The sequence below is a fragment of the Hymenobacter norwichensis DSM 15439 genome (assembly GCF_000420705.1).
In the GTDB taxonomy this organism is placed as follows: domain Bacteria; phylum Bacteroidota; class Bacteroidia; order Cytophagales; family Hymenobacteraceae; genus Hymenobacter; species Hymenobacter norwichensis.
Genome location: NZ_ATVL01000006.1, coordinates 1,054,706 through 1,079,508, shown reverse-complemented (window position 1 = coordinate 1,079,508; position 24,803 = coordinate 1,054,706). Strand labels below are relative to the sequence as shown.

The following is a 24,803-nucleotide window of genomic DNA, read 5'->3' as shown; positions in this document are numbered from 1 at the left end:
CGTTGATTTTGGGCAGCTAGCGTACCTTTTCAACCAGTAAAATAGCGGTTTCTCTATTCCCAGATACGTGGTTGCTATGAAGCAGAAAATCCGGGAGTGGCTGCGCCGCTACCTGCCCGCCGAGCTGCTGTCGGTGGTGGCTACGCTGGCGGGCGCCTGGGTGGCCTTGCAGAGCATGCACAGCGCGCTAAGTGCCGCGCTGGCAGCCACCTGGGCCGGTAACGTAGCCTACTTCGGGTGGCTGCTGGTGCAGGATGTGCAGCTCGCGCGCCGGCAGTGCCGGGCGCAGCACCAGCCGTATACACGCCGCACGTTTGGCCGCAACGTGCGGGCTTTGGTGGTGGAGTTTGGGCTGGCCGAGGTGCTCGACAGCTTCCTCATTCGGCCAGCACTGATGTATTATCTACCGCGCTGGCTAGGCAGTTTTAGTGGGGGTATCATCGCGGCCAAGCTGCTGGCTGATGTTACGTTCTACATTCCGGCCATCGTAGGCTACGAGCTTAGCAAGAAGCAACTGCGTAATTTCGGCGACTAGTGAACAGCTACTGTGCGACTATGAAGCCTCCCGTTCTGCCTATACTCACGCTAGAGTCGTTTCCGCAGGGCCGGGCGCGGCGGCCGTGGTATCTGGAGCAGTTGGCGCGGCACGTAGCTAATTTCCCGGGAGTCAGCCAGCCGCACGCCCATAGTTTCTACTTGCTGCTCTACGTCACGCAGGGCCACGGCACCCACACCATCGATTTGGTGAGCTACGACTTGCAACCCGGCAGCTTGTTTTTCATGACGCCGGGCCAGGTGCATCACTGGCAGCTTTCCGAGGATGCCCAGGGCTACGTGGTGCTGTTCGAAACCGACTTCTACCTGTCGCGCTACCCCGGCAACCGGCTGTTCGAGTACCCGTTCTTCAACCATGCCTACCCGCCGGTGCTGTATTTGCTGGCAGGCGAAACGGAAATTCAGCTGCTGATGGAGCGCATGTGGATGGAGCACACCACGCCCGCCCCGCAGCAAGACGAAGTGTTTCGGTCGTATCTGCACATCTGTCTGGAGCTGGCGGCCCGGCGTTTTCCGGTGGCTGCTTCCACTGCGGAGCCTGACGAGCCACGCCACGCGCAGCAGCTCCTCCGCGAGTTTGGCGCCTGCATCAACCAACAGTTTCGGGGGCACCGCGAAGTGCAGTACTACGCCGACCAGCTGCACGTGTCGCCCAACCACCTCAACGCCTTGTGCCGCCGCCAGCTAGGCAAAACGGCCAGCAGCTTCATTCAGGAGCGGGTACTGATGGAGGCGCGCCGCCTGCTTCGCCACACCGATGCCACCGTGGCCCAGGTAGCCGATGCGCTAGGCTTCGAGGACGCTTCTTATTTCAGCCGCTACTTCCGCAAGCACACCGGCCTGACCGCCGAAGCATTCCGGACCACCACATAGCATAAAGTCGCCGGCTATTTCCGCGGGTAGTTGCGCAATTGATTTGTCCTGTATAAACCCGTAAATGGCACTTACTTGGCTCTCTTCCGTACAATAGCTTTGTAGAAAAGATTTTTAGCTGGTATCTGCCATGTCAAAGATAAATTCATCGGTTATGGCCGCCGTTGCGCAGCGTTGCCCACGCTGCCACGAGGGGCCTTTGTTCACGCACTCCGCGCTCAACCTCACCAAGTTTGCCGACATGCCCGAAGCCTGCCCAGTATGCGGCCAGGCCTACGAGCCCGAGCCCGGCTTCTACTGGGGTGCCATGTACATCAGCTTTGCTTTTTCCACGGGCATCATGCTGGTGGTGGGCTTTGCGGTATACTTCCTGCTCAATGACCCTGCTACTTGGGTGTATATTGTGAGTGTGGCGGTAGCCTCCCTGCTGCTTACACCGCTTAGTTTGCGCTACTCCCGCACCCTGATGCTATACTGGTTCGGCGGCGTGCACTACGACCCTAGCCGCGCCCGAACGATCCGCTCGTAGTCGGCCTGTCGGTTAGCTGATATTGCAGGATAGCCTGCCCGCAGAGGGCAGGCTTTTTTGTGGTCTTGTTTTCGTAACCAGTTTTGGTTGAGCTCGGCGAAAATGAATAGTCTGTGCGGTTTTAGCTTGGAATACAAGGCAATAATTTTATCCCATCCTGGGAGAACCATGGGCCGTAAGCAGGACCTTACTGCCTCCTATGTAGTATGTCCTCTTCTATTCTTCCCTCTTCCTACATCCGCTACGCCGACGGCGTAGAGGAAACCCAGCTCGACGAAGCCCAGCTTACCAACGAAACTGTGGAGTCGATGAGCCGGCTGAACCGCTTCATGTTCGAGAAGCACCGCCACGCCATCCGCGACGCGCACGCCAAAAGCCACGGCATCCTGCGCGGCGAGCTACATATCTACCCCAACCTACCCGAGCATTTAGCCCAAGGGCTGTTCCGGGAAGCGCGCACCTACCCCGTTATCATCCGGTTGTCGTCGGCGCCGGGCGCTATCGGCCCCGACACCCAATCCACGTTCAAGGGCATGGCCGTGAAGTTGATTGGGGTGGAAGGCAAGAAGTTTCTGGCCGACAAAGCCGACGAAGTCACCCAGGATTTCTTGCTGGTCAACGACCCAGTAATTCCCACCGGCGACATCAAAAGCTACCACGACATGCAGTTGAAACTGGAGAAGTTGGCCCACACCCCGGAAGGCTTCCAAGAGACTCTATCTACAGTGTCAAGGGTAGCCAACAAGGCGCTGGATGCGGTGGGCATCAACCCGCAAATCAGTCCGCTTGGCCCCGGCAACCCCAACCACCACTTGCTGGGCGAAACCTACCACTCCATGGGCGCGCTCCGCTTCGGCGACTATGTAGCCAAACTCAGTGCGGCGCCGCTTTCTGTGAACGTGCAAGCCCTTACCGGGCAGGAGGTGGAAGTAACCGACCCCAGCACCTGGCGCGACTTGGTGGTGGAATTTTTCCACTCCCAGGGTGCCGAGTACGAGTTGCGCGCCCAGCTCAGCACCGACCTCAAGGCCATGCCCGTGGAAGACGCCTCGGTGAAGTGGCCGGAAACGCAAAGCCCCCACCAGCCCATTGCCAAGCTGGTTATTCCGGCGCAGGACGCCTACAGCCCGGCCCGCCGCGTATTTGCCGATGATGTGCTGTCGTACAACCCGTTCCACTGCTTGCCCGAGCACCAGCCGCTGGGTTCCATCAACCGGGCACGCATCAAGGCCTACGAAGCGTCCTCGGCGTACCGCCACCACATGAACGCCCAACCCCGCCTAGAGCCGCGCGACATCAGCGTGCTACCCGACTAGCTTGCACAGACAGCAAGCAAATCCGGTGATGGATGCAGCAAAAGCACCTAATCCCGAAAACGCAATGCCGGTGGTTTGCGGCCACCGGCTGGCTGTTTTGCGTAAGCGAAGCTGCTCTATTAACTCCCGAAAACTTTCCACTCTGTGGCCGATTCCTTCTTGCATCCCGATTCGCACCTGTTCCAAGTTCAGCACCCCGCCTGGGCGGCGCACGCCAGTATTTATGAGGTGAACGTGCGCCAATTCACGCCGGAAGGCACTTTCCAGGCCTTTGAGGCGCATTTGCCACGGCTGGCTGATATGGGCGTGGGTATTATCTGGCTGATGCCGATTCACCCAATTGGCGCCGTCAACCGCAAAGGCACGCTGGGCAGCCAGTACGCGGTGCAGAACTATTACGACGTGAACCCCGAGTTTGGTACCCTCGACGACCTGCGCCACTTGGTGCAGGCGGCGCACGCGCTGGGCCTCTACGTACTGCTCGACTGGGTAGCTAACCACACCAGTTGGGACAACCCACTCGTGACCGAACACCCCGAGTGGTACACCCACGACGCCAACGGCAACTTCGTGCCGCCCATACCCGACTGGCACGACGTTATCGACCTCGATTACAACCAGCCGGCCCTGCGCCGCTACATGACCGATGCGTTGCTCTATTGGGTGCGCGAAGCGGATATTGATGGCTACCGCTGCGACGTGGCCGGGCTGGTACCCACCGATTTCTGGGATGCCGCCCGCCAGGAGCTCGACCAAGTGAAACCGATATTCATGCTGGCCGAATGGGACGAGCTATACCCCTCCGGTGGCTTGAGTTGGGAAGAATTCGATGGCAATACCCGCCTGCTGGAACGGGCTTTCGACATGACGTTTGGCCTGCGCCTGCACTACCTGCTCGACCACATTGCAGAGGAAAAGCAAGAGCTACCCGACATCGATGTATACCTAGCGGCTGAGAGGGCCAAGTATCCGCCGAGCGTGTACCTGATGCACTTCACCAGCAACCACGACGTAAACAGCTGGGACGGCACCGAGTATGAGCGCCTCGGCCCCAATGCCCTGCCGTTTGCTGTGCTGTGCGCCTTGCTGCCGGGCATGCCGCTGGTGTACAGCGGGCAGGAAGCCGCCTTGCAAAAGCGGCTCGCCTTCTTCGACCGGGACCCAATAGACTGGCAGGGCTTTCCGTTGCAGGAGTTCTACACCAAGCTGCTCCAACTCAACAAGCGCCACCCCGCTTTGCACAATGGCGTCTTGGAAAGTCGGTTCGAGCGCCTGCATGCCTCACCGACCTTATATTCTTTTGTGCGCCGCCACGAGGAAGCCGCCGTACTAACGACCATCAACATTGCGCCTACAATTCAGAAGCTAACCCTTCCGGAGGCGGCCCAAGGCACTTGGCACGATGTATTCAGCGGTGAGAAGCTGGAGTTACACCCGGGCTCTACCTTAACTGTAGCAGCGCATGGCTGGCGGGTGCTGGAAAGGGTATAGCGTATCCACTTAAATAAAGCAAATCAGTAGCCTACGCAGTAATTGCATTAAGGCAAGAAGCATTTTATTGGGCGCTGCAAAATGGTTCATTTTGGGAAATGTCGATGAAAATCGCAATCCATTTCAAGATTTATAGGAGTTAAGAATAATACCATTCATATTTGTTCGTAGTTTAAAATTCCATATTGAGCGACCTACAGAGGCAGTTCAGCTTTTTAGCCTCCTAAAAAATTTCACGCAATATGGGTTGAGTCGGTACAGGACCGGCTTCTATAATCTACGCATACTATGAGCCTCACGCATACTGATTTTATACTGCTTCCCGCCGAAGAACAGGGCGGCTATGTTTTCGGCCAGGGTACCTATCTGGCCAGCCGGCAAGAAGGAAGCTACTGCGTTAATCTGTATTATCTGCATTCTTTCTACTGCGAAATGTGGCTGGACCAGCACTGCCCCGAGCTGGATTTCTTCCGCACATTCACCAACCAACGCTGCCTGACTCCTTATCTCGACAAACTGGCGTTGCCGCTGGAACAGGCCGTTACCGTCCGGCAGGCCAACCGCAACGCCTAATGCCAGGTAGCCACTTGTTTCTTTTCACTTAATCCGTTCTGTCTTTCTGGGCTATGGCCCCGTTGGTAGATGCGCCCATTCAGGGCGGTCTGCTGACGGGGTTGCCTGTTTTTAAAGGTTTCGACAACCCAACTGCCGGTTTGTAGTTTGATAACGTGTTCTGGCAACTCACGGTGAGTTGCCTTTCGTTTATCTGTTTATCGTATGCAACACCGCGAATTGGGCCGCTCTGGCCTGCATATTGCGCCGCTCGTGCTGGGTGGCAACGTCTTTGGCTGGACCGCCGACGAGGCAGCATCTTTCAAAGTTCTGGACGCCTTCGTGGCGGGTGGCGGCAATGCCATTGATACTGCCAACGTGTATTCGGCGTGGGTGCCGGGCCACCAGGGCGGCGAATCGGAGGCGGTGCTGGGCAAGTGGCTGAAACAGCGCAACCGCCGCGACGACGTGCTGATTCTCACCAAAGTAGGCATGGAAATGGGCGACGGCAGCAAGGGCCTTGCCAAAGCCTACATCAAGCAACAGGTGGAAAACAGCCTGCGCCGCCTGCAAACTGACTACATCGACTTGTACCAGTCGCACAAGGACGACGAGAGCCTACCCGTAACCGAGCCGCTGGAAGCCTACGCCGACCTGATTCGGGAAGGAAAAGTCCGGGCCATTGGAGCCTCTAACTACTCGGCCAGCCGCCTGCGCGAAGCCTTGGATGCCAGTGAGCAGCACGGCCTACCCCGCTACGAATCGTTGCAGCCGGAGTACAACCTGTATGAGCGGGCCGGCTTGGAACAGGAAGTGCTACCCCTAACGCGCGAGCGGCAGGTGGGCGTCATTCCTTATTTTGGGCTGGCCTCAGGCTTCCTGACGGGTAAGTACCGCACCGAAGCCGACCTCAGCAAAAGCATCCGCGGCAGCAGCATCGGTCCGAAATACCTCAACGACCGGGGCCGCCGGATTCTGGCGGCGCTTGATGCCGTGGTGGCTCGGCACGCGCAAGCCACGCCTGCCCAGGTAGCCTTGGCTTGGATTATGGCCCAGCCCGGCCTCACGGCGCCCATTGCCAGCAGCACCACTCCCGAGCAAATAACCGAACTGCTGCGCGCCACCGAACTCCAACTCAGCCCCGACGACTTGCGGGAGCTTGGTGAAGCCAGCGCCTAGCAACTGTCGGCTGGCTCTTGCTGATAGCTATCTTAACACCAGCGCCGTACTTGGCGTTGGTGTTTTTTATGATGGTTTGGCAAGGCAGTGGTTTGCCAGAGGCTTGCTAAGCAGTGGATACACCGTACAGCTCACTATGGTCCACTCAAAAGCCTAATGCCTTCCTGCGCTTGTAGCAGCGCACACACCACTGCTCCACGGTTCTGCTTGCTGCTGGCTTGGCACAATAAGCAGCAAAATCTTCGTAAACTTGATTTACAGGGATTCTTTTTACCCGTCGCCTTGCATGGACTTTTCTGCTATTGTTCCACCTGACTCTTCGGCGTGGGAAATCCTGGCCGCCACGGCTGCGCTACTCGATACGCTGCCGTGTGGTGTGCTGGCACTCGATGCACAAGGCGTTATCCGGCACGTCAACCAGCAGGCCGCTCAGTGGTGTGGCACCTCGCCCGAAAGCTTGCTGGGGCAGCCGTTAACAGAAATTGCATTACCGGCGGACTTAGCTGCTGCGCTACTTTATGTGTTGGAGTCCGGCGCAACAGTTCCCCACGAAATCTGGCGGCCTCACACCGAGCAGTGGCTTAGCTTGCGCCAGACCCCGGCCCCAGCTGGGTACCGCTGGGTGCTTTGGGAAAACGTAACGGCCCGCAAGCAGGCTGAAGCCGCTCAGCAGCGCAGCAACCAACTCCTGTTGGACCTGGAAGAAGTAGCGCACACTGGTTTCTACGACGCCGACCTGGTGAGTGGGACTTTCTATTTCTCCAACGGCATGTACCAGCTTTTTGGAGAAGAGCCGCAGTCGTTTGTACCTACGCTGGATGCTGTTGACGCCCGCTCCCACCCCGACGACGTGGCCCTGGTGCGGCAGGTTCTCGATGAAGCCGTGCGTACCGGGCAGCCCTATACGTACCGCCGCCGCATCCGCCGCCCCAGCGGTGAGCAGCGTATCCTCGAAGCCCATGGCAACGTCCGCTGCAATGAAGCCGGCACTCCCATTCAGCTTCGCGGCTTAGTGCAGGATATTACCGAGCGGGTACAGGCCGAACAGGCCCTGGGCCATAGCCGCGAGTTACTACAGCGCACCATCGACAGTTCCCTGGATATGGTGCAGGTGTTTGAAGCCGTGCGCGACGAGCAAGGCGTGGTGGTGGATTTCGCCTGGGTACTCAACAACGCCGCCGCCGAACGGGCGCACGGCAACGTCATCGGCCAGCGCCTGTGCCAGTTAAATCCTGGCGTAGTGGAAAGTGGTATTTTCGATACGTTCAAACAGGTGCTCGAAACGGGAGTACCCGACCGCTCGGAGCGGCATTATAGGCACGAGCAATTCAACGGCTGGTTTTTTCAATCGACGGTGAAGCTAGGCGACGGCGTGACGACGACCACCCACGACATCACCAGCCGCAAACAAGCCGAACAGGAAATTCTTCGCCTGAAAGAAGAAATAGCGCAGCAGACCACCGATAAATACCGCGCCCTTTTCAATTCCATCGACGAGGGCTTCTGCTTGCAGGAAATGGTGGTAGACGAAACCGGCCGTAACATAGACTGGCGGATTTTAGAAGTAAATGGTTCTTACTACCGGCAAACCGGCCTGCCTGCCGTAACCGGAAAACTGGTCAGTGAAGTGCTTCCGAATTTGGAAAGTACGTGGCGGGAGCTCTACCGCCAAGCAGTACTCATGGGCGAAGCCTTTTCCAGTGAAGTGTATAACGCCGACACGGGCCGCTGGTATCATACCCGCGTTTCGCGCGTTGGGGGCGCGGGCAGCCGTCTGATTGGGTTTGTCTTCGAAAATATTACCGCGCGCAAACGCCGTGAAGCCAATCTTACCTTGCTGGCTGAAGTTGGCCAAGATCTGGCGCAGCTAACCAATATTGATGAGACAATGCGCCAGCTTGGTGCACGGTTAGGCGCGCATTTTGCCGTCGCGCGCGTTGTTTTCTCTGAAATCAGCGCAGAGGGACAAACCGGCCACACCAGTTACGAGTGGCACCGGGCAGGGCTGCCCGCCATGCAAGGCTCATACCCTATTCAAGACTATTTCTCGCTTGAATTCCAACAATTCCACCGCGCCGGCGGGCTGGCCATTGTAAGTGATACTGCGCACGACGAGCGGGTAAACGCGGCGCGATATGCGGCCCTAGGAGTAGGCTCGTTTGTGGGCGTACCCTGTATCCGCCACAACCAATGGTGCTTCTATTTCAGCTTGCTTGACGCAGGTCCGCGGGTTTGGCTCACCGACGAAATCGAGTTGCTGCGTGAGCTTACTGCCCGCATTTGGTCGCGGCTGGAACGCGCCCGCGCCGAAGAAGCTTTGCGGGTATCGGAAGCAAAATACCGCACCCTGTTCGAGTCGATTGATGAGGGCTTCTGCCTTATCGAAATGCTGCTAAACGAGCAGGGCAAAGCCGTGGATTACCGGTTTCTGGAAGTCAACCCCACGTTTGAACGACAAACCGGGCTGGCCCATGCCGTGGGCAGACTCATCAGCGAACTGACGCCCAGCACCGAAGCCCATTGGTTTGATACCTACAAACAAGTGCTGTATACGGGTGAGCCGGCACGTTTTGAAAACTACCACGCCGGGACCGAACGGTGGTACGAAGCCAGTGCCTCACGCGTGGACGGGAGCGAGAGCCGGCAGATTGCCATTGTATTCAACGACATCACGGCCCGCAAACAAGCGGAAATAGCACTGCAACTCAGCGAACAACGCCTTCGGGCCCTGATTACCAACCTGCCGGGCGCGGCGGCGTTTGTTGTTGGGGCTGACTTGCGCTACCAGCTAGCCGGCGGCGAGGCCCTGGAAGCGGCTGGCCTTACCCCCACCGACCTGCTAGGCCGCACCGTAGCCGAGGTCATGCCGCCCGATGTGGCCCCGCAACACGAGGCCCATTACCGGCAGGCCCTAACCGGGCAAGGCTTCTCGGTGGAGCATGCGGCCCATGGCCATACCTATATCTCGCGCGGGGTGCCCCTGCTGAGTTCCGCTGGCGTGCCCGAGGCCGTGCTGGTAGTGAGCTACGATATCACCGAGCGCAAGCAGGCCGAAGAAGCCCTGCGCGCCAGCGAAGCCCAACTGGCCCAGTTCAACACCAAGCTGGAACAGCGCGTAGCCCGGCGCACCCGCGACCTACAAGCCAGCCGTGACCTGCTACAATCGGTGTTCGACACCAGCCTCATTTCGATGTCGGTGCTTTACGCCGTGCGCGATGAAACCGGGCAGGTGCAGGATTTCCGTCTGGGCTTGGTTAACAGAGAGCTAGAGCGCGAAACCGGGCGAACCGACCTGGTGGGCAAGCTCTACGCCGCCGAATATCCCGGCATTCGGGAGGTGGGCATCTTCAACTTAATGCGGCAAGCCCTGCACACCGATGAGCCTCAAGGCATGGAGTATTTCTACGAGCATGAAGGCTTTCAACGCTGGTTTGCCTGTCAGTTTGTGAAGCTAGGCGACGGCGTGGTGGCCATCAATCTGGATATTACAGCTCGGAAAACTGCCGAAGAAGAACGGTTCCGAAACCTACAACTACTGGAACAAGCCGAAGCCGTGGCGGGCCTGGGTAGCTGGGACTACCATTTGCTTAGCCGGGAGTTTGTGTGGTCGGATGGCATGTACCAGCTTTTCAACTTACCGCAAGGCCAGTTGGTGACACCCGATGTGTACCTCCAGTTTGCCAGGGCTGAAGACCAACGCCAAGCCAAGCAGATAGTGGCCCACATAACAGCAGGGACCACCCACTTCGAGGAAACCTTGCGACTTCGTGTAAACGAGCAGATTAAGACTGTGCGCATCAAAGGTGTGGTACACCACGACGAAGCTGGCCAACCGGTGCGGGTACTGGGCGTCAACCTGGACATCAGCGAGTTGCAGCGCCTCGAAGCCGACAACCTACGCCTACGCCTTACCCGGCAGCAGGCTTTGTTTGAGGCGGTACAAGCTGCCCAGGAAACCGAGCGCAAGCGCATGGCCGAAAGCCTGCACAACGGCATCGGCCAGATTCTGTACGCCACTAAGCTGCGCCTCGACCAATTGCACGTGCCGCTGCAAGGCACCGCTCCCACGGTGGTAGCAGCCCGCCGCGAAGCCGACCAACTGCTGAGTGAGGCCATTCGCCAGGCCCGCGTCCTGTCGCACGAGTTGGTACCTACCGTGCTGGAAGAATTTGGCTTGGCAGCAGCCCTGCAAGATATCAGCCGCAAAATGAGTACTCCACAGCTACGCCTGCGCAGCCACGTTGTGTTCGACGATGCCGTGGCCCCCTTACCACCTACACTGCAAATGGCCCTCTACCGCATAGCTCAGGAATTGGCCCAGAACATTGTGAAGCACGCGCGTGGGGCCACGGAGGCTAGCCTGGAACTGGAAACCATGCCCGGCTGGGTACTACTGCGGGCCGAAGACAACGGACCAGGCTTCATAGACACTTCAGCAACCAACTCAGGGCTAGGATTGCGTAGCATCCGCAACCGGGTGGCACTACTCGGGGGCGAATTGGAAATCGGCTCCGCTCCTCTGAGCGGTGCCTATGTACGCATTCGGATTCCCTTACTTGCTTTCACCACCCCATGATTCGCCTTTTTCTCGTTGACGACCACGCTGTGCTCCGCCACGGCCTGCGCACCCTTTTCCAGCAGGAGCCCGCGCTGCAAGTGGTAGACAAGGCCGAAAACGGGGAGCAACTGCTAGCCCAGTTGCCTACCACGCCCTGCGACGTGGTGCTGCTTGACCTGCACATGCCGGGCCTCGACGGACTGGCCACCACCCAGCGGCTGCACGCCGAGTTTCCGGATGTGCGGATTCTGGTGCTCTCAATGGTAGACAACGAGCGCCATCGGGCAAGTAATGGCAGCTGGGGCCTCGGGCTACGTGCTGAAAAGCGCCAGCCACGACGAGTTGATGGTGGCCGTACGCGCCGTTGCCGCCAGCCAGCGCGCCAGCTGAATCTTCCACTAAACCCACGAACGGTCTTTCAGCCCGCGAACTGGAAGTTTTGCGGTTAGTAGCTGAAGGAATGATCACCGCCCAAATTGCCGGAAAGCTCTTTACCAGCCCGCGCACCTTGGAAACGCACCGCCAGAACATTATGGAAAAAACTAGGGCCAAAAACACGGCAGCATTGGTGAAAACGGCCTTCAGCCAAGGCTGGCTAACGTAAACTAACTGTCCCGCGCGGCAACTGCCAATTGCTACGCGGCACCTATTTATGGGTAGGCTAGCAAGTGGAGCAAGCACAGTAAAATGCCCTCAGCAAACAACCTGGGCTCTAGTACCCCCCTTTTTGTGCAGGCTCTGGCCACAGAACTATCGGGCGGGCCACGTGCGCTTGCTGGTGCCGCCACGCAAGATGCCGCAGTGAAACTTCGGCCAGCAACAGGCTGGTCTCGCAGCACCTGCACTGCGTGTGATACCTCAGCAAAACGGCAAAAAGCGGACAGGTACCTCCTAGCTATATGGAAGATGTGAGTACCCTTTCGGCCTTAACTCGCGCCCAGCTATTTGCGAACTAACCTTTGTGGTTCTACTTTCACTTGTTTGCCTGACTCTAGCCGCTGCCTTTCCACCTTTGTATGACCATTCGCGAAGCCACAATTCACGACCTCGACGAGCTGTATCGCCTATGGTGTGAGCTGATGGAGATGCACCAGGCGTACCACCCAGTGTTCGGTTTCCATCGGACGGCCAAGGTAGAGCTGAAACGGCTGCTGCGCGACCGGCTATATGAGTCGTACACCCGCCTATTTGTGGCGGAGAAACCTGATGGGCTGGCGGCCCTGCTGGTAGCCACCTACCAGGTTGGCAGCAAGGGGATGCGCCTACACCGCCGCGGCTACATAGCCGAAACCTTTGTGGAAGAAACACACCGTCGCCAAGGTGTGGGGGGGGCCCTATTCCACGCAGCCAAAACCTGGCTAACCAGCCGCGGCGCCGACCATCTGGAGCTGCAAGTGGCCGTGGCCAACCCGGCGGCGGCGCAATTCTGGGCGGCCCAGGGTTTCACCATCACCACCCAGCATATGACGCTGCCACTGGTAGAGTTGTAGCGCAGACTAGCCTAACTGAATAGCGGCTTCTTGCGTTAGCAACTGACGTGCTACGGCGCTTACCACTTGTTAGCCACCCTGTTCATGCTTTTGGCCACCCCCATCACCCCTTTCGACTGGCACCGCATTTTACTTTCCGAAGACGCGCCCCCTCTTTTTCTGCTGGAAGTGGCGTTTCGCTGCATCGTTACTTATCTACTGGTGCTGGGGGCTCTGCGCGTAACCGGGCGCCGGGGCGTCCGGCAGCTTTCCATCTTCGAGCTTAGCATTATTCTGGCGTTGGGCTCGGCCGCCGGCGACGCCATGTTCTACGACGACGTGCCTATTCTGCACGTATTAGTCGTGTTTGTAGTGGTAACGGCGCTGTACCTGCTCTTCAACCGCCTCACCGAGAAGTACCCCCACTTCAGCGACTGGCTGGAAGGCGCACCGGTGCTACTGATAGAGAACGGCGAAATCAACATGGCAAATTTCACCAAGCAGAACCTAACTCAAAAAGAGATGTTTGGGGATTTGCGGCAGCGGCAGGTGGAGCATTTGGGGCAAGTGCGCCGCGTGTACATCGAAGCTTCGGGCAATTTCAGCGCATTTTTCTATGAAGATGAGGATGTACGACCGGGCCTACCCATCTACCCGGAAGGCCTAATGCAGCCCCCGCACCAGATTGAAAAAGCCGGCCTGCATGCCTGCGCGCAGTGCGGCCATGTACAGGAGCTGTCCGCTGGCGCAGCTAAGTGCTCTGTATGCCAGAACGATACCTGGATTGCCACCAGTGACAGCAAACGGATAGCGTAAGCTAGTTGGCCCATGCGGCGCCTAGCATGTCGCCGTAACTATTCATCTTTGCCTTATGCTGCCACTGCTCCACGTCCACCACATTGCCATTATCTGCCAGGATTACGCTGTATCCAAGCGGTTTTATACCGATGTCCTAGGCTTAGACATCATTCGGGAAGTGTACCGGGCCGAGCGTGCCTCCTGGAAGTTGGATTTAGCGCTCCAAGGGCACTACATCATTGAGTTGTTCTCGTTTCCGGCGCCCCCACCCCGCGCCAGCCGCCCCGAAGCAGCCGGCCTCCGCCACCTAGCCTTTGCCGTAACAGACCTAGACGTTACTGTGCGCGAACTGACCACACACGGCGTAATCTCGGAGCCAATTCGGGTGGATGAACTGACCGGCCGGCGCTTCACCTTCATTGCCGACCCCGACGGGCTACCACTAGAGTTTTACGAGGTGTAGTTCGGCGCTGCCAAGTGGGTTAGGTAATGGTTAGTTTCCAGTAGCTAGTGCTGGTGGTAGCGCCTCCGTATGATTCGCGCCGTAGGTACATGCTGGTAGGCGAGGTCCAAAATATTTCCTTGGGCTCCCAAGTGGTAGGCCGCATTTCCCACACCTTTTGCAGCACGCCGCTTTTCATCTGGAACAGCTGCACTATGTTGGGCTGCCCACCGCTGTAGTCGAGTCCGGCGCAAATAGCCGCAATACTGTTTTGGTCGGGGGCGTAATGGGGTTTGCCCCACAGCGTAAGCCGGAGGCCGTTTTCGGCAATCAGCCACCACTGAGCGGTTTCGTAGTAGCCTACTTCCACTACATGTCGATGGAAGTGCGTGAGGTAGCCCCGGTAGGTATAGAGGGTGTATTCGTCTTCGGAATGACCCTGCTGCACTTCGGATTCGCCAATTAGGATATCCTGGAGCACCAGCGGGCCTTTGGTGGTGGGAATGGTCAGTTGGCGCCCCTTTTTCCAGACCGGAAATGTGGTGGTGGTTTTGCCGGGCTGGGCCGCTTTCTGCTCGCGCTGGTATTCGGCCGCGCTGATTTGCTGAAACACCACCCCCGCCGCCTCTGCCACTGGCCGCGTAGTCAGCAAAAGCGCAAGGGTAAGGAGTAGGCGAAAGAAGGCGGGCATACCTGATTGCCGGGTGCAGAAGGTGGGTGGTTGCAGCTAGCAAGATACACAACGCAGCCCTGCCGTTGGCTTGTATGCAAAGCGTATGGAGCTTTTATAAAACTAAGGTGCTGCACTGCCCACATCTGCTTGGCTGTGCGGCGTATTGGCCCACCCGATACCCCATCAACGCTGGACGCATGCAGTTTTGGCGTAGTGGAGCAGTTTGGTTTCGGTGGTATTGCCTGCCACTTCTGTATTCACTGCACAAGCAGAACAGTAGTGATAAAACTTGCATAATGTCTCAGTTTGCAATGGGCATCAGAAGGCTATTTTGCCCTATTATTTGTACTACAACTAGAACTTTCTGCATGATTATGGTAATAAACCTATAAAAACTACCTTCTATTTATCTTTGTAGTGCCCTAGCTTCCTCACGTTATCGGAGCGTATTCGCTTCCTTATTATGGCCTCTTTCACCATTCCGTTAGCCAGTTGCTCTGACAAAGCCGCTAACCAATTCCCCAACTTATTCCCCCTGTCTACCTTCGTGACTGATCCAATGCCTAGCGCCGTGCTTGAGCGCAACAACGTGCGTGTTTTTGGTAGCGGCGAACAGGTGATGATGCTCTGCAACGGCTTTGGTTGCAGTCAGCACATTTGGAGCCGGATGACGGCTGCCTTAGCTATGCGGTATCGGCTGGTGCTTTTCGATTATGTAGGGTCGGGTGGTTCCGACCTGAGTGCCTACACCCCCGAGCGGTACTCCTCGCTGGGCGGCTACGTACAGGATGTGGTGGACATCTGCCAGGCCCTAAACCTGCGCGACGTGGTATTGGTGGGTCATTCGGTGGGCGCTAGCATTGCCATGCTGGCTACTATTGCTGCCCCAGTTCACTTTACCCGCTTGATTGCCCTGGCCGCCTCGCCTTACTTTCTCAATGAAGACGACTATTATGGCGGCTTCAGCAAGGAAGACGTAGAGCAACTGCTAGGGTTAATGAAAATCGACCATGACAGCTGGGCCAACCTATTTGCCAATTTACTGCTCGGGGCCGAAAACGATGCGCTGTTGTCCAAAGAGTTGGCGCAGCATTTCTGCAATGCCGATTCGGGCGTTGCGCAGCAGTTTGCGCACGTTACTTTCCTCTCGGATTGCCGCGCGGATATGGCTCGCGTGCCAGTGCCGACCTTGCTGGTTCAATGCTCGCAAGACATTGCAGCGCCCTCAGAAGTAGGCGACTTTTTGCTGGAAGAAATTCCGCGCGCTACGCTGGTTACGCTCAGCACCACTGGCCACTGCCCGCACCTAAGCGCTCCGCTAGATACTTTACGAGCTATGGAAACTTTCCTGGCGGCCTAGCCTGGCTCTAGTGCTGTTTTGACAAACCTGCTCTCAGCACCGTCTTGCCTGGTGAGCGACACTACTACCGCTCATTGCTGCAAGCAAAAGCCGTAATTTTGCGCCATGAATATGTTTCATGGTCAGCAGTTAGCACCCGTTCATCCGTTTCAGCCCGATGAGGCGAGCGGCAGCAAACTACTCACCATTGTCCGCTCAGAAGGCGAGCTGGCTTACGAGGCTGACATGCTGCTCCCGCACCGTAAGGCGTATTATCTGCTGGTGTTTGTCAGGCACAGCCCTGGGTGCCACTGGGTAGATGCCACGCCGTACGTGCGCCAAGACAACACGCTTTATTTTACGGTGCCGCGCCAGATGCTGGTCAAGGAAGAGGCCGTTCCTTCGTGGAGTACGCACCTGACGTTTTCCGAAGAGTTTTTGGCCTTGCAGCAAAATGCCGCCCTACGTACGCTGCCCCTCATCCAAAATCCGCACAACGGCCACCAGTTGCAGCTCACCCCCGCCGACGCGGCCTTTGTGGAAGAGCAATTAGCCAAGTTGGAGGCGGAGTATGCTCGCCCTGGCGAATGGCAGCACCCCATGCTGAGTGCCCACCTAACGGTGCTGCTCACCTACTTGAGCCGGTTGTATACCGAGCAGTATGCCAGCCAGGCACCATCGGCCGACCACTTACTGCTACGAACTTTCCGGGCCAAGATTGAGGAATGTTTTCGGGAGCGGCACGAGGTGGGCGCGTATGCGGAGCTGCTGCATCTGTCGGCGGGGCATTTGAGTGAGGTAGTGAAGGCGCAGAGCGGCAAGCCAGCCATCAAGCACATTCATGAGCGGCTGGTGCTGGAAGCCCGGCGCCTGCTGTTTTACACGTCTGATTCGCTCAAGGAAATTGCCTTCGGCCTCGGGTTTGCCGATGCCTCCTACTTCAGCCGTTTCTTTAAGCGCGAAACCGGCCGTACCCCAGCCGAATACCGCAGCAACGCCCGGAAAATGTACCAGTAACACCGCGGAATGGGCAACAGCGGCGCCATGCAGGCCCGGTAGCTTTGTGGCGTTCATCACCCTTCCATTAAGCACCCATGAAAACTGCACTCATTACCGGCGCCAACAAAAGCATTGGCCTGGAAACCGCCCGGCAACTGCTCCAGCTTGGCTATTACGTGTACCTCGGCAGTCGCGACCTGCAGAATGGCCAGCAAGCCGTTGAGCAACTCCAGTCAGAAGGCCTCTCCACTGTGGAGCCGCTTCAGCTTGATGTAACCGACAGCGCTTCTATTGCGGCGGCCCGGCAGGCGCTAGGCCAGAAAACGCAAGTGCTCGACGTGCTCATCAACAATGCCGGCATTTTGGGCGGTATGGTGCAGCCCGCATCAAGTACCTATATATCCCTGATTAAGGAAGTATTTGAAACGAATGTATTCGGCGTAATTGAGGTAACGCAGGCGTTTATCGACCTGCTGCGGGCGGCGCCAGAGCCCCGAATTGTCAACGTCACCTCGGGCCTGGGTTCTCTAACGCTGCACAACGACCCATCCTGGAAGTACTATGCAGTGAAAGGCGCCGCTTACCAGCCCTCCAAAGCCGCACTCAATGCCTACACCATTATGCTGGCCTATGAATTGCGCGACACGCCCTTTAAAATAAATGCCGTGGACCCCGGCTACACCGCCACCGACTTCAACCATCACAGTGGCCCGGGCAGCGTGTCCGATGCCGCCGCGCGCGTAGTGAAAGCCGCCGTGCTGGGCCCGGATGGCCCTACCAGCCAGTTTTTCAGCGACGACAACGCACCGGAAACAGGCATCAGTCCGTGGTAAGATAGGCGGAGTAATTGGTAGAGCGGCCTACTTCGTGGAAGCTTCGGGCGCTGACGGTGGAATTTTAGCTGGCCAGCCTAGCAACCAGTTGCTAGTTCCCGTATACAGATGCATACGCCTTCTTTCCTCTACGCTATGCACAACGACCCCACCGCCAACAACACCCAGTTAGTACGGCACGAGCTGCAATTTGCTTCCGAAGCCACCAACGAGCAACTCGTGGCGGCGCGCGAGTTATTTGCTCAGCACGGATTCTTGGTAGATAATCTGGCGCCTCAGGAAGCCGTAGTGGCTTCGGTCCACGGCACCGACCCAGATTGGCAACTAATCAAAGAAGCCTTCCAGCAACTGAACTGGCCCATCACCCACGTCACCACTGCCGAGTAGCCGCTTTATTAAACACGCTGGCGGGAAAACGCTCCTAGATTTAGGCAGCGTTTTCCCGCCAGCGTGTTTTTGGGGTTTACTGCCGTTGTAAGTAGTTGAAAATCGGCAATGAGGTTTAGCCAGCGTCTGTTACAACCGGTACGCCAGCCCCAGCCGAAAGAACTGCGAATACGTTTCGCCATCGATGCCTAAGGCCAGGCCGTAGTTATTGGTCAATCCCCTGGAATAGCCTGCCGTTACGCCGAAGTGCTTGTAGTATGCGGCCACATTCAGGCGGGCCCGGAGTTCAAGGTAGGCGTCGGCACGCGTGTTTTTCGTGCTAAACTTTTCACCTTGGGCAATGGTGTCGATTTCCTCTCGGGCTGACAATATGAATCCCAAGTCCGGGCCCGCTGTCAGGTCAAAATCAATGGTTTGGGACGCAAGCCGATGCCCGAAAAAGGGATGCAAATTGATGGTTCGACTTGCCAGCGTGGTATGGCCTGAAGCCGGGGTTTGCAGTCTAAAAGCCAGGATTTCGGTGACGTCTACTCGGCTCCGCAACACCTCATAGCCCGCCTGCACCCCAAACAAGCTACGCTTCGGCCTGACGCGTTGCATCTGCCCGACCAACCCGTAGGAAAATCCCAGGTTCTTACCGTATGGGTTATTGGTGTAGGAGCTTCCAGGATAAATATCAGGCACCAGCACGATTGAGCTAGCTGCCGCACCTTTGCCGCGGTACGCGAAGCCACCCGAGTTCAGGTGCACCGAATACTCCGTGTTTTGGCCGTAAGCTAATTGAGCGACAAAAAGCCCAAAGGCAGCGAGGATAACTGGTTTCATAAGCTGATAATAACGAGGTGATGGATAGCAAGGGCGTTGCTTTGGTTCAACGAACTTATACCACGATGTTGTATAGGAGGACGTCCTTCATAAGCAAACGCTTGCGCTACAGGCACAGCTGATTTTTGTTTGGCTTTTCTTATATCAACCAGCATTCCGGTTTACCTTGCCTCTATTATGCCTGAACCACAGCCGACGCTTCCTTTCCTTATTATTGATTTTGACAGCACGTTTACGCAGGTAGAAGGCCTCGACGAGCTAGCCGACATTGCCCTCGAAGGCCACCCCGACCGGGAAAAAGTAGTGGGTGCCATCCGGGCCCTCACCGACCGGGGCATGAGCGGCGAGCTGAATTTCTCGGAGTCATTGAAACAGCGGCTGGCGCTGCTGCCGGCGCACCAGCGGCACCTGGCCCCTTTGGTGGCCCGCCTAAAAGGCAAGGTTTCGGAGAGCATTGCGCGCAACCGGGGCTTTTTCGAGGAGTTCCGGGGGCGGGTATATATTGTGAGTAGCGGCTTCCGCGAGTTCATTGAGCCAGTGGTAGCTGAATACGGTATTGCCCCGGATTTCGTGCTGGCCAATACGTTCACCTACGCCCCGGACGGCAGCATCAACGGTTTCGATGCCACCAACATCTTGAGCCGCGACGGCGGCAAAATCGAGCAGCTTCGTCAGCTCGACCTGGCCGGCGACGTGTACGTGCTCGGCGACGGTTACACCGACTACCAAATCCGGGAGGCCGGCCTAGCTAACCGCTTCTATGCCTTCACCGAAAACGTAACCCGCGACGCCGTAGTGGCCCGCGCCGATGAAGTGCTACCTTCCTTCGACGAATTTCTCTACCAGAACAAGCTTCCGATGACCCTTTCGTATCCCAAAAACCGCATCAAGGTCCTGCTGCTCGAAAACCCCGACGCCCGCGCCGCCGAACTGTTTCGCCAGGAAGGCTACCAAGTGGAAACCATTACCGGTGGCCTCGACGAAGACGAGTTGGTGCAGCACATTGAAGGTGTGAGCATCCTCGGTATCCGCAGCAAAACCAACGTAACGCCGCGCGTGCTGGAAGCCGCCAACCGCCTCATTGCGGTGGGCGCGTTTTGCATCGGCACCAACCAGATTGACCTCACGGGCTGCATGAAAAAAGGCGTGGCTGTGTTCAACGCTCCGTTCAGCAACACCCGCTCGGTGGTGGAGCTGGCCTTGGGCGAAATCATCATGCTGGCCCGCCGCATTCCGGATAAGAACCCCAAGATGCACCGCGGCGAGTGGGACAAGTCGGCGAGCGGCTCATTTGAAATCCGGGGCAAAACGCTTGGCATTGTGGGCTACGGCAACATTGGCAGCCAGCTCTCAGTGGTAGCCGAAGCGGTGGGCATGAAGGTAGTGTACTACGATGTGGCCGAAAAGCTCCAGCTCGGCAACGCCGTGAAGTGCCGCACCCTGGAAGAATTGCTGCGCCAGTCTGATGTAGTGACGCTGCACGTAGATGGCCGCAAGGAAAATACCAACCTCTTCGGGGCCGCCGAACTGGCCATGATGAAGCCCGGCGCGCTGCTGCTCAACAACAGCCGCGGCCATATTGTAGACATTGCAGCGCTGGCCGATGTGCTCCGCTCGGGCCACCTGGGCGGCGCCGCTGTGGACGTGTTTCCGCACGAGCCCAAGACCAACCAGGAGAGCTTCGAGAGCGAGCTGCGCGGCTTGCCCAACGTGCTGCTCACGCCCCACATTGGCGGAAGCACGGCCGAGGCGCAGCGCAACATTGCCGAGTTTGTACCGGAGCGCATCATGCAGTACATCAACTCCGGCAACACCCAGCAGAGCGTCAACTTCCCCAACATTCAGTTGCCCGAGCAGCAGGCGCACCGCCTCATTCACATCCACGCCAACGTGCCCGGCGTACTGGCGCGCATCAACAACGTGCTGGCCGCGCACCACGTCAACATCCTCGGCCAGTACCTGAAAACCAACGAGCACATCGGCTACGTGATTACCGACATCGACAAACAATACGACCAGGAAGTAATCGGCGAGCTGCGCAAAGTGGAGCACACCATCAAGTTCCGGGTGCTGTACTAAGCTGCGTAAACCTTAGTGGTTTCTGCTTCAGTAAAAAGACCATCATGTTGCGCTACGCTCTGCATGATGGTCTTTTTTAGTTGCTCTCGATATAGAATGCTACCATGCCCGCAGACAACCGGATGGCGAGCTTGAAGAGGATATTAGGTAACCGAAACGCTCTTCTCTTTTGGCCGGGCTTGTTTTTTCTTGCCTTGGGCTCAACGCTAACATACAGGGGCGTTACCAGTTTCTCCTACCCTGGGCATACCAGCACACCCGCTCTGCTTTATTGGCTTGGCGGCAGCTTTGTAGCGCTAGGAGTGCTGCGGATTATGCTTGCGCAGTCTGATAAGGCGGCCACCCAACATAAGGGCTCGAAAAAAGCCGCTAACCGCCGCCATACCATCCGGCGAAAAAGCAGAAGATAATTTAGGCAGTTGGCAAGCCATGTAAGGCACATACTGACACCAGACTTCGGGGTTTGCAGGAGGGGGTTTGGCAACAAAATCACCTATATATAGTTGGTTTTTTATACTCGTTTATAATCCACTGCTATGAGAACTTACCTGCTTAGTTTACTGCTTTTACTTGGGCTATCTGCCAGCGCCCAGCAGGCTACCTCTTTCACGCTGAAGGGCACCATTGGCAAGCTAAATCCGCCAGCCAAAATTTTTCTATTGCAGGATGGCATATTCAATCAATCTGCCACCCTACATAATGGGGCTTTCGAGCTGACAGGCACGGTTGACAATCCCATGTCTACGATGCTACTACTAGCACACAATGGGAAGCTGGACGACGCTATAACTAGCCCTGCTATAGACCGCACTTTCTTTTTCCTAGGGCCAGAGGTAGTGGTGTTTACCAGCTCAGATTCCTTGAAAAAAGCGACAATCACCTCTACACTTACCACTGAACACGAAAAGCTACTGTCGTTGCTTCAGCCGGTTAATAGCAAGCTGAACGCGTTAGAGGCACAATATCCGGAGACGCCCGAGCAGCAACCGAAGGAAGTTACTAAGGGTTTGGACGCAAAAAAGAAAGTGCTTATGCAAGAGAAGGTCCGGCAACTCAAAGCGCACATCAAGGCCAACCCCGGTTCACCCGTGAGCCTCTACATGCTACAGCAGGTAGGTGGGCGAATTCCGCAGTATGCAGAAGTAGCCCCGCTTTACAATGCACTGACCCCAGCCATCCGCAACAGCCCAAGTGGACGCGCCTACAATGACCGGCTTCAAATTATTAAAGCCGCAACCCGGGGCATTCAGTTACCCAATGACCCAACCGTAGTAGCAGCCGTTGAAAAGTACGAGGAGGTGCAGAATGTTACTCTCAACAAAAAAATCGAGCAGTTGCGTGAGGCTCATCGCAACGAATTAATAGCTTTTGTTAGAGCCAACCCCAGCTCCTATGAGAGCCTGGAAGCCTTAAAGGAAGCGGCGGGCCCCGTTCCGGATTACACGGAAATAGTGGCGCTGTATAGTGCGTTGGCGCCCTCCGTGAAAAGCACTCCAGAAGGCAAGGCCTATGGTGAGATGCTGGAAAGTCTCAAAGCAGTTTCAGTTGGAGCAAAAGCCCCCGATTTCACGCAGAAGACGCCCGACGGCCGGGCCATATCGTTGGCTGACTACCACGGCAAGTATGTACTGGTAGATTTCTGGGCTTCCTGGTGCGGCCCTTGCCGGGGCGAAAACCCCAATATGACCAAGGTGTACAACCAGTATAAAGGCCGCAACTTTGACATTCTAAGCGTGTCGCTCGACGATGAAAAAGGGCGCAGCAAGTGGCTGAAAGCCATTCAGGACGATAAGCTAGCTTGGACACAGGTTTCAGACTTGAAAGGCATGGACAGTGAAGCAGCCATGCGCTACCACGTGCGGGCCATTCCGCAGAACTTTCTGATAGACCCTAACGGCAAAATCATTGCCACCAACCTGCGCGGCGAAGCCTTGCAAGCGGCAGTGGCGCGATATATCAAGTAAATATCAGCGCCTGTAGTACGTTAAGTCGCCTACAAGTTCGGCGTAGTAGTTAGGCCAGTAGGCTCAAGCAGCGCAGAGCTACTGAAAACTAAAGCACATGGAAGCAAGCGAGAACAAAGAGCAGCAATACATCAAAGCCATTCAACTCATCAACACGCCCGACGGACGATGCACATTTGAGGTAGGCAAGCTTCCGGTGCAAGCGCACATAGCGGCGACTTATTTCTTTGGGAAGACCGAAGTAAGCAATGAGCATAAGCCCCACCCTGCTCCTCGCGCACAATTTGTTGTCACATTGAAAGGCAAACTGCGCTTCACCGTGAGCAGCGGCGACACATTCATTCTTGAGCCGGGCATTATTCTCTTGGCGGAAGACACCCAAGGCCCTGGCCACAGTTGGGAACTACTGGAGGGCGAGACGTGGGAACGGCTCTACATTCCTTTTACCCCAGGTACCACCCACGGATTTATGTCTGACAAAGACAGTACAGCGAGCAATAAGTAGCAACTCCTAATTACTCTTACCTCATTGCCCCGACCATCACCCTTGCGGTACTGGTCGGGGCAGTGGTATTTCACCCGGTCAGGGGCGCGGCAAGGGGCTAGGATTCATTCAGAATGACAAGGCAGCCTGGACGCAGGATTCAAATTTGATAAGGCATACCAAGTAGTCGATAGCAGCTAATCATTGCTAACAGCAACTAGGTTGTAACTAATGAGTTGCATGAAGCAGAGAACATCAGTAAGTTCGAGTAATGCACTGCCTTATTGGCTTATCCATTTCACAGTATCCCTACTGCTTATGAAAGCTTATTTACTTGCTTTGTTACTCAGCACCCCGTCATTGACCTACGCTCAAGCTCCCATTAGCTTCACGCTGAAGGGGAAGCTAGGGAAGCTTTCCGGACCGGGTACAGTATACGTACGGCGAGAAGGGTTGCAGCAAGGCGCCATTACGGATTCGGCTGTAATTGAGAAAGGTGCATTCAGAATACAAGGCACTACGGCAACTCCCACCAAAGCACGCTTGGTTCTCGTGCAAAATGGTAAGCGCCGCCGCCTCTTGACTGGGCAAGCTGATAATGCCGTATTCTATCTGGAGAAAGGCACTATTACTTTTACCAGCCCTGACTCACTGGTTAACGCCAAAATCAAAGGCAACACCCTGAACAGGGAACATCAGCAGCTGCAAGCCACCCTGAAGCCTTCCAAAGATAAAATGCAGGCGTTAGAGAATACTTTTTTAAGTATTACTCCCGAGCAACGAGCATCCTCAGCATTCAAAATGGCTTCTCTTGAATGGGCCAAGGCTAAAGAAGAGGCGAAGCTGGCTAAAGTAGCCTACATCAAAGCGTATCCGGGCACACTGGTTAGCCTTGATGCCGTAGAATCAATAGGTGGATCAGTACCGGATTACACTACCGTAGCACCTCTATTCAACACCCTGACCTCACAAGTGCAAGCCACTGCACAAGGCAAAGCTTACGCCGCCATGTTGGAGCAACTGAAGCTGATAGCTATAGGAGCTCAGGCGCCTGATTTCACCTCTAAAACACCCGATGGCAAATCAGTAGCCCTGTCTAGCTACCGGGGCAAGTATGTGCTGGTTGATTTTTGGGCCTCCTGGTGTGGGCCTTGTCGCCGCGAAAACCCGAACGTGGTGGAGGTGTACCAGACCTTTAAAGACCGGAAGTTTGAGGTATTGAGTGTATCACTGGACACGGAAGACGACCGGGAAAGATGGCTGAAAGCAATTGATAAAGATAAGCTGACCTGGACCCAAGTGTCCGACCTGAAAGGCTGGGACTCGGAAGTAACCAAGCTCTACAGTATCCGAGCCATTCCGCAAAACTTCCTGCTTGATCCCAACGGCAAAATCATTGCTACTAACCTGCGAGAAGAGAAATTGAAAACAACGGTAGCGAAACTCGTCCAATAAGCA

The 24,803-nt window shown here is 56.5% G+C and carries 23 protein-coding genes; 21 read left to right on the top strand and 2 right to left on the bottom strand.

What is annotated here, in order from left to right; genetic code table 11:
• Window positions 1-76 precede the first annotated feature (76 nt).
• The 13 genes from G536_RS0105830 (at window position 77) to gloA2 (ending at window position 13,783) form a co-directional block, all read left to right on the top strand.
• Entirely contained in the window at window positions 77-535 is a 459-nt protein-coding gene (locus G536_RS0105830; RefSeq protein WP_022822650.1) for a hypothetical protein, read from the top strand.
• 20 nt (window positions 536-555) lie between these two features.
• Entirely contained in the window at window positions 556-1,428 is an 873-nt protein-coding gene (locus G536_RS32870; RefSeq protein WP_022822649.1) for an AraC family transcriptional regulator, read from the top strand.
• Window positions 1,429-1,558: 130 nt separating this feature from the next.
• Window positions 1,559-1,957, top strand: a complete 399-nt coding sequence (locus G536_RS0105820) for a DUF983 domain-containing protein (protein ID WP_026879868.1) — start codon at window positions 1,559-1,561, stop codon at window positions 1,955-1,957.
• 206 nt (window positions 1,958-2,163) lie between these two features.
• Entirely contained in the window at window positions 2,164-3,273 is a 1,110-nt protein-coding gene (locus G536_RS0105815) for a catalase family protein (protein WP_022822647.1), read from the top strand.
• A gap of 144 nt (window positions 3,274-3,417) precedes the next feature.
• Entirely contained in the window at window positions 3,418-4,764 is a 1,347-nt protein-coding gene (locus tag G536_RS26475) for an alpha-amylase family glycosyl hydrolase (protein ID WP_022822646.1), read from the top strand.
• A gap of 288 nt (window positions 4,765-5,052) precedes the next feature.
• A complete protein-coding gene (locus G536_RS26470) occupies window positions 5,053-5,337 on the top strand; it encodes a hypothetical protein (protein WP_022822645.1) in 285 nt (94 codons plus the stop codon).
• A gap of 204 nt (window positions 5,338-5,541) precedes the next feature.
• Window positions 5,542-6,495, top strand: coding sequence for an aldo/keto reductase (locus G536_RS0105800; RefSeq protein ID WP_022822644.1), 954 nt, complete (start codon window positions 5,542-5,544; stop codon window positions 6,493-6,495).
• Window positions 6,496-6,781: 286 nt separating this feature from the next.
• Complete coding sequence (locus tag G536_RS0105795) at window positions 6,782-11,071, top strand: PAS domain S-box protein (RefSeq protein WP_022822643.1); 4,290 nt, start codon at window positions 6,782-6,784, stop codon at window positions 11,069-11,071.
• A complete protein-coding gene (locus tag G536_RS29980) occupies window positions 11,068-11,502 on the top strand; it encodes a response regulator (RefSeq protein WP_051166848.1) in 435 nt (144 codons plus the stop codon). The genes G536_RS0105795 and G536_RS29980 overlap by 4 nt, the downstream gene beginning before the upstream one ends.
• An 11-nt stretch (window positions 11,503-11,513) precedes the next feature.
• Window positions 11,514-11,657: a LuxR C-terminal-related transcriptional regulator gene (locus G536_RS32690; RefSeq protein ID WP_157530433.1), complete on the top strand. Its 144-nt coding sequence runs from the start codon at window positions 11,514-11,516 to the stop codon at window positions 11,655-11,657.
• 412 nt (window positions 11,658-12,069) lie between these two features.
• Window positions 12,070-12,543 (top strand): GNAT family N-acetyltransferase, encoded by a 474-nt coding sequence (locus G536_RS0105785; RefSeq protein ID WP_022822642.1) that lies wholly within the window; start codon window positions 12,070-12,072, stop codon window positions 12,541-12,543.
• A gap of 84 nt (window positions 12,544-12,627) precedes the next feature.
• Entirely contained in the window at window positions 12,628-13,338 is a 711-nt protein-coding gene (locus tag G536_RS0105780) for a DUF421 domain-containing protein (RefSeq protein ID WP_157530431.1), read from the top strand.
• A 55-nt stretch (window positions 13,339-13,393) separates the two neighbouring features.
• Window positions 13,394-13,783, top strand: a complete 390-nt coding sequence (gene gloA2, locus G536_RS0105775) for an SMU1112c/YaeR family gloxylase I-like metalloprotein (protein WP_022822640.1) — start codon at window positions 13,394-13,396, stop codon at window positions 13,781-13,783.
• A gap of 19 nt (window positions 13,784-13,802) precedes the next feature.
• Here gloA2 and G536_RS0105770 read toward each other — a convergent pair whose 3' ends face one another.
• Window positions 13,803-14,453, bottom strand: a complete 651-nt coding sequence (locus G536_RS0105770) for a hypothetical protein (RefSeq protein WP_022822639.1) — start codon at window positions 14,451-14,453, stop codon at window positions 13,803-13,805.
• A 445-nt stretch (window positions 14,454-14,898) separates the two neighbouring features.
• Here G536_RS0105770 and G536_RS0105765 point away from each other — a divergent pair, with 445 nt between their 5' ends.
• The 4 genes from G536_RS0105765 (at window position 14,899) to G536_RS0105750 (ending at window position 17,993) form a co-directional block, all read left to right on the top strand.
• Window positions 14,899-15,795 (top strand): alpha/beta fold hydrolase, encoded by an 897-nt coding sequence (locus tag G536_RS0105765; protein ID WP_022822638.1) that lies wholly within the window; start codon window positions 14,899-14,901, stop codon window positions 15,793-15,795.
• 105 nt (window positions 15,796-15,900) lie between these two features.
• Window positions 15,901-16,791: a helix-turn-helix domain-containing protein gene (locus tag G536_RS0105760; protein ID WP_022822637.1), complete on the top strand. Its 891-nt coding sequence runs from the start codon at window positions 15,901-15,903 to the stop codon at window positions 16,789-16,791.
• 77 nt (window positions 16,792-16,868) lie between these two features.
• Window positions 16,869-17,606: an SDR family oxidoreductase gene (locus G536_RS0105755; protein ID WP_022822636.1), complete on the top strand. Its 738-nt coding sequence runs from the start codon at window positions 16,869-16,871 to the stop codon at window positions 17,604-17,606.
• 108 nt (window positions 17,607-17,714) lie between these two features.
• The gene (locus G536_RS0105750; RefSeq protein ID WP_022822635.1) at window positions 17,715-17,993 is read left to right on the top strand and encodes a hypothetical protein; all 279 of its coding nucleotides are present in this window, start codon (window positions 17,715-17,717) and stop codon (window positions 17,991-17,993) included.
• A gap of 129 nt (window positions 17,994-18,122) precedes the next feature.
• On the opposite strand, the gene G536_RS0105745 is transcribed toward G536_RS0105750, so the two are convergent.
• Window positions 18,123-18,818 carry an outer membrane beta-barrel protein gene (locus tag G536_RS0105745; protein ID WP_022822634.1) on the bottom strand — a complete coding sequence of 232 codons (696 nt, stop codon included), beginning with the start codon at window positions 18,816-18,818 and terminating at the stop codon, window positions 18,123-18,125.
• A 177-nt stretch (window positions 18,819-18,995) separates the two neighbouring features.
• Between G536_RS0105745 and serA the strand changes: the two genes are divergently transcribed.
• The 4 genes from serA (at window position 18,996) to G536_RS0105720 (ending at window position 24,800) form a co-directional block, all read left to right on the top strand.
• Window positions 18,996-20,897 (top strand): phosphoglycerate dehydrogenase, encoded by a 1,902-nt coding sequence (serA, locus tag G536_RS0105740; RefSeq protein ID WP_022822633.1) that lies wholly within the window; start codon window positions 18,996-18,998, stop codon window positions 20,895-20,897.
• 536 nt (window positions 20,898-21,433) lie between these two features.
• Window positions 21,434-22,861, top strand: coding sequence for an AhpC/TSA family protein (locus G536_RS30385; protein WP_022822631.1), 1,428 nt, complete (start codon window positions 21,434-21,436; stop codon window positions 22,859-22,861).
• Between the two features lie 97 nt (window positions 22,862-22,958).
• A complete protein-coding gene (locus G536_RS26455; RefSeq protein WP_022822630.1) occupies window positions 22,959-23,366 on the top strand; it encodes a cupin domain-containing protein in 408 nt (135 codons plus the stop codon).
• 297 nt (window positions 23,367-23,663) lie between these two features.
• Window positions 23,664-24,800 carry a TlpA disulfide reductase family protein gene (locus tag G536_RS0105720; protein ID WP_026879864.1) on the top strand — a complete coding sequence of 379 codons (1,137 nt, stop codon included), beginning with the start codon at window positions 23,664-23,666 and terminating at the stop codon, window positions 24,798-24,800.
• Window positions 24,801-24,803 lie beyond the last annotated feature (3 nt).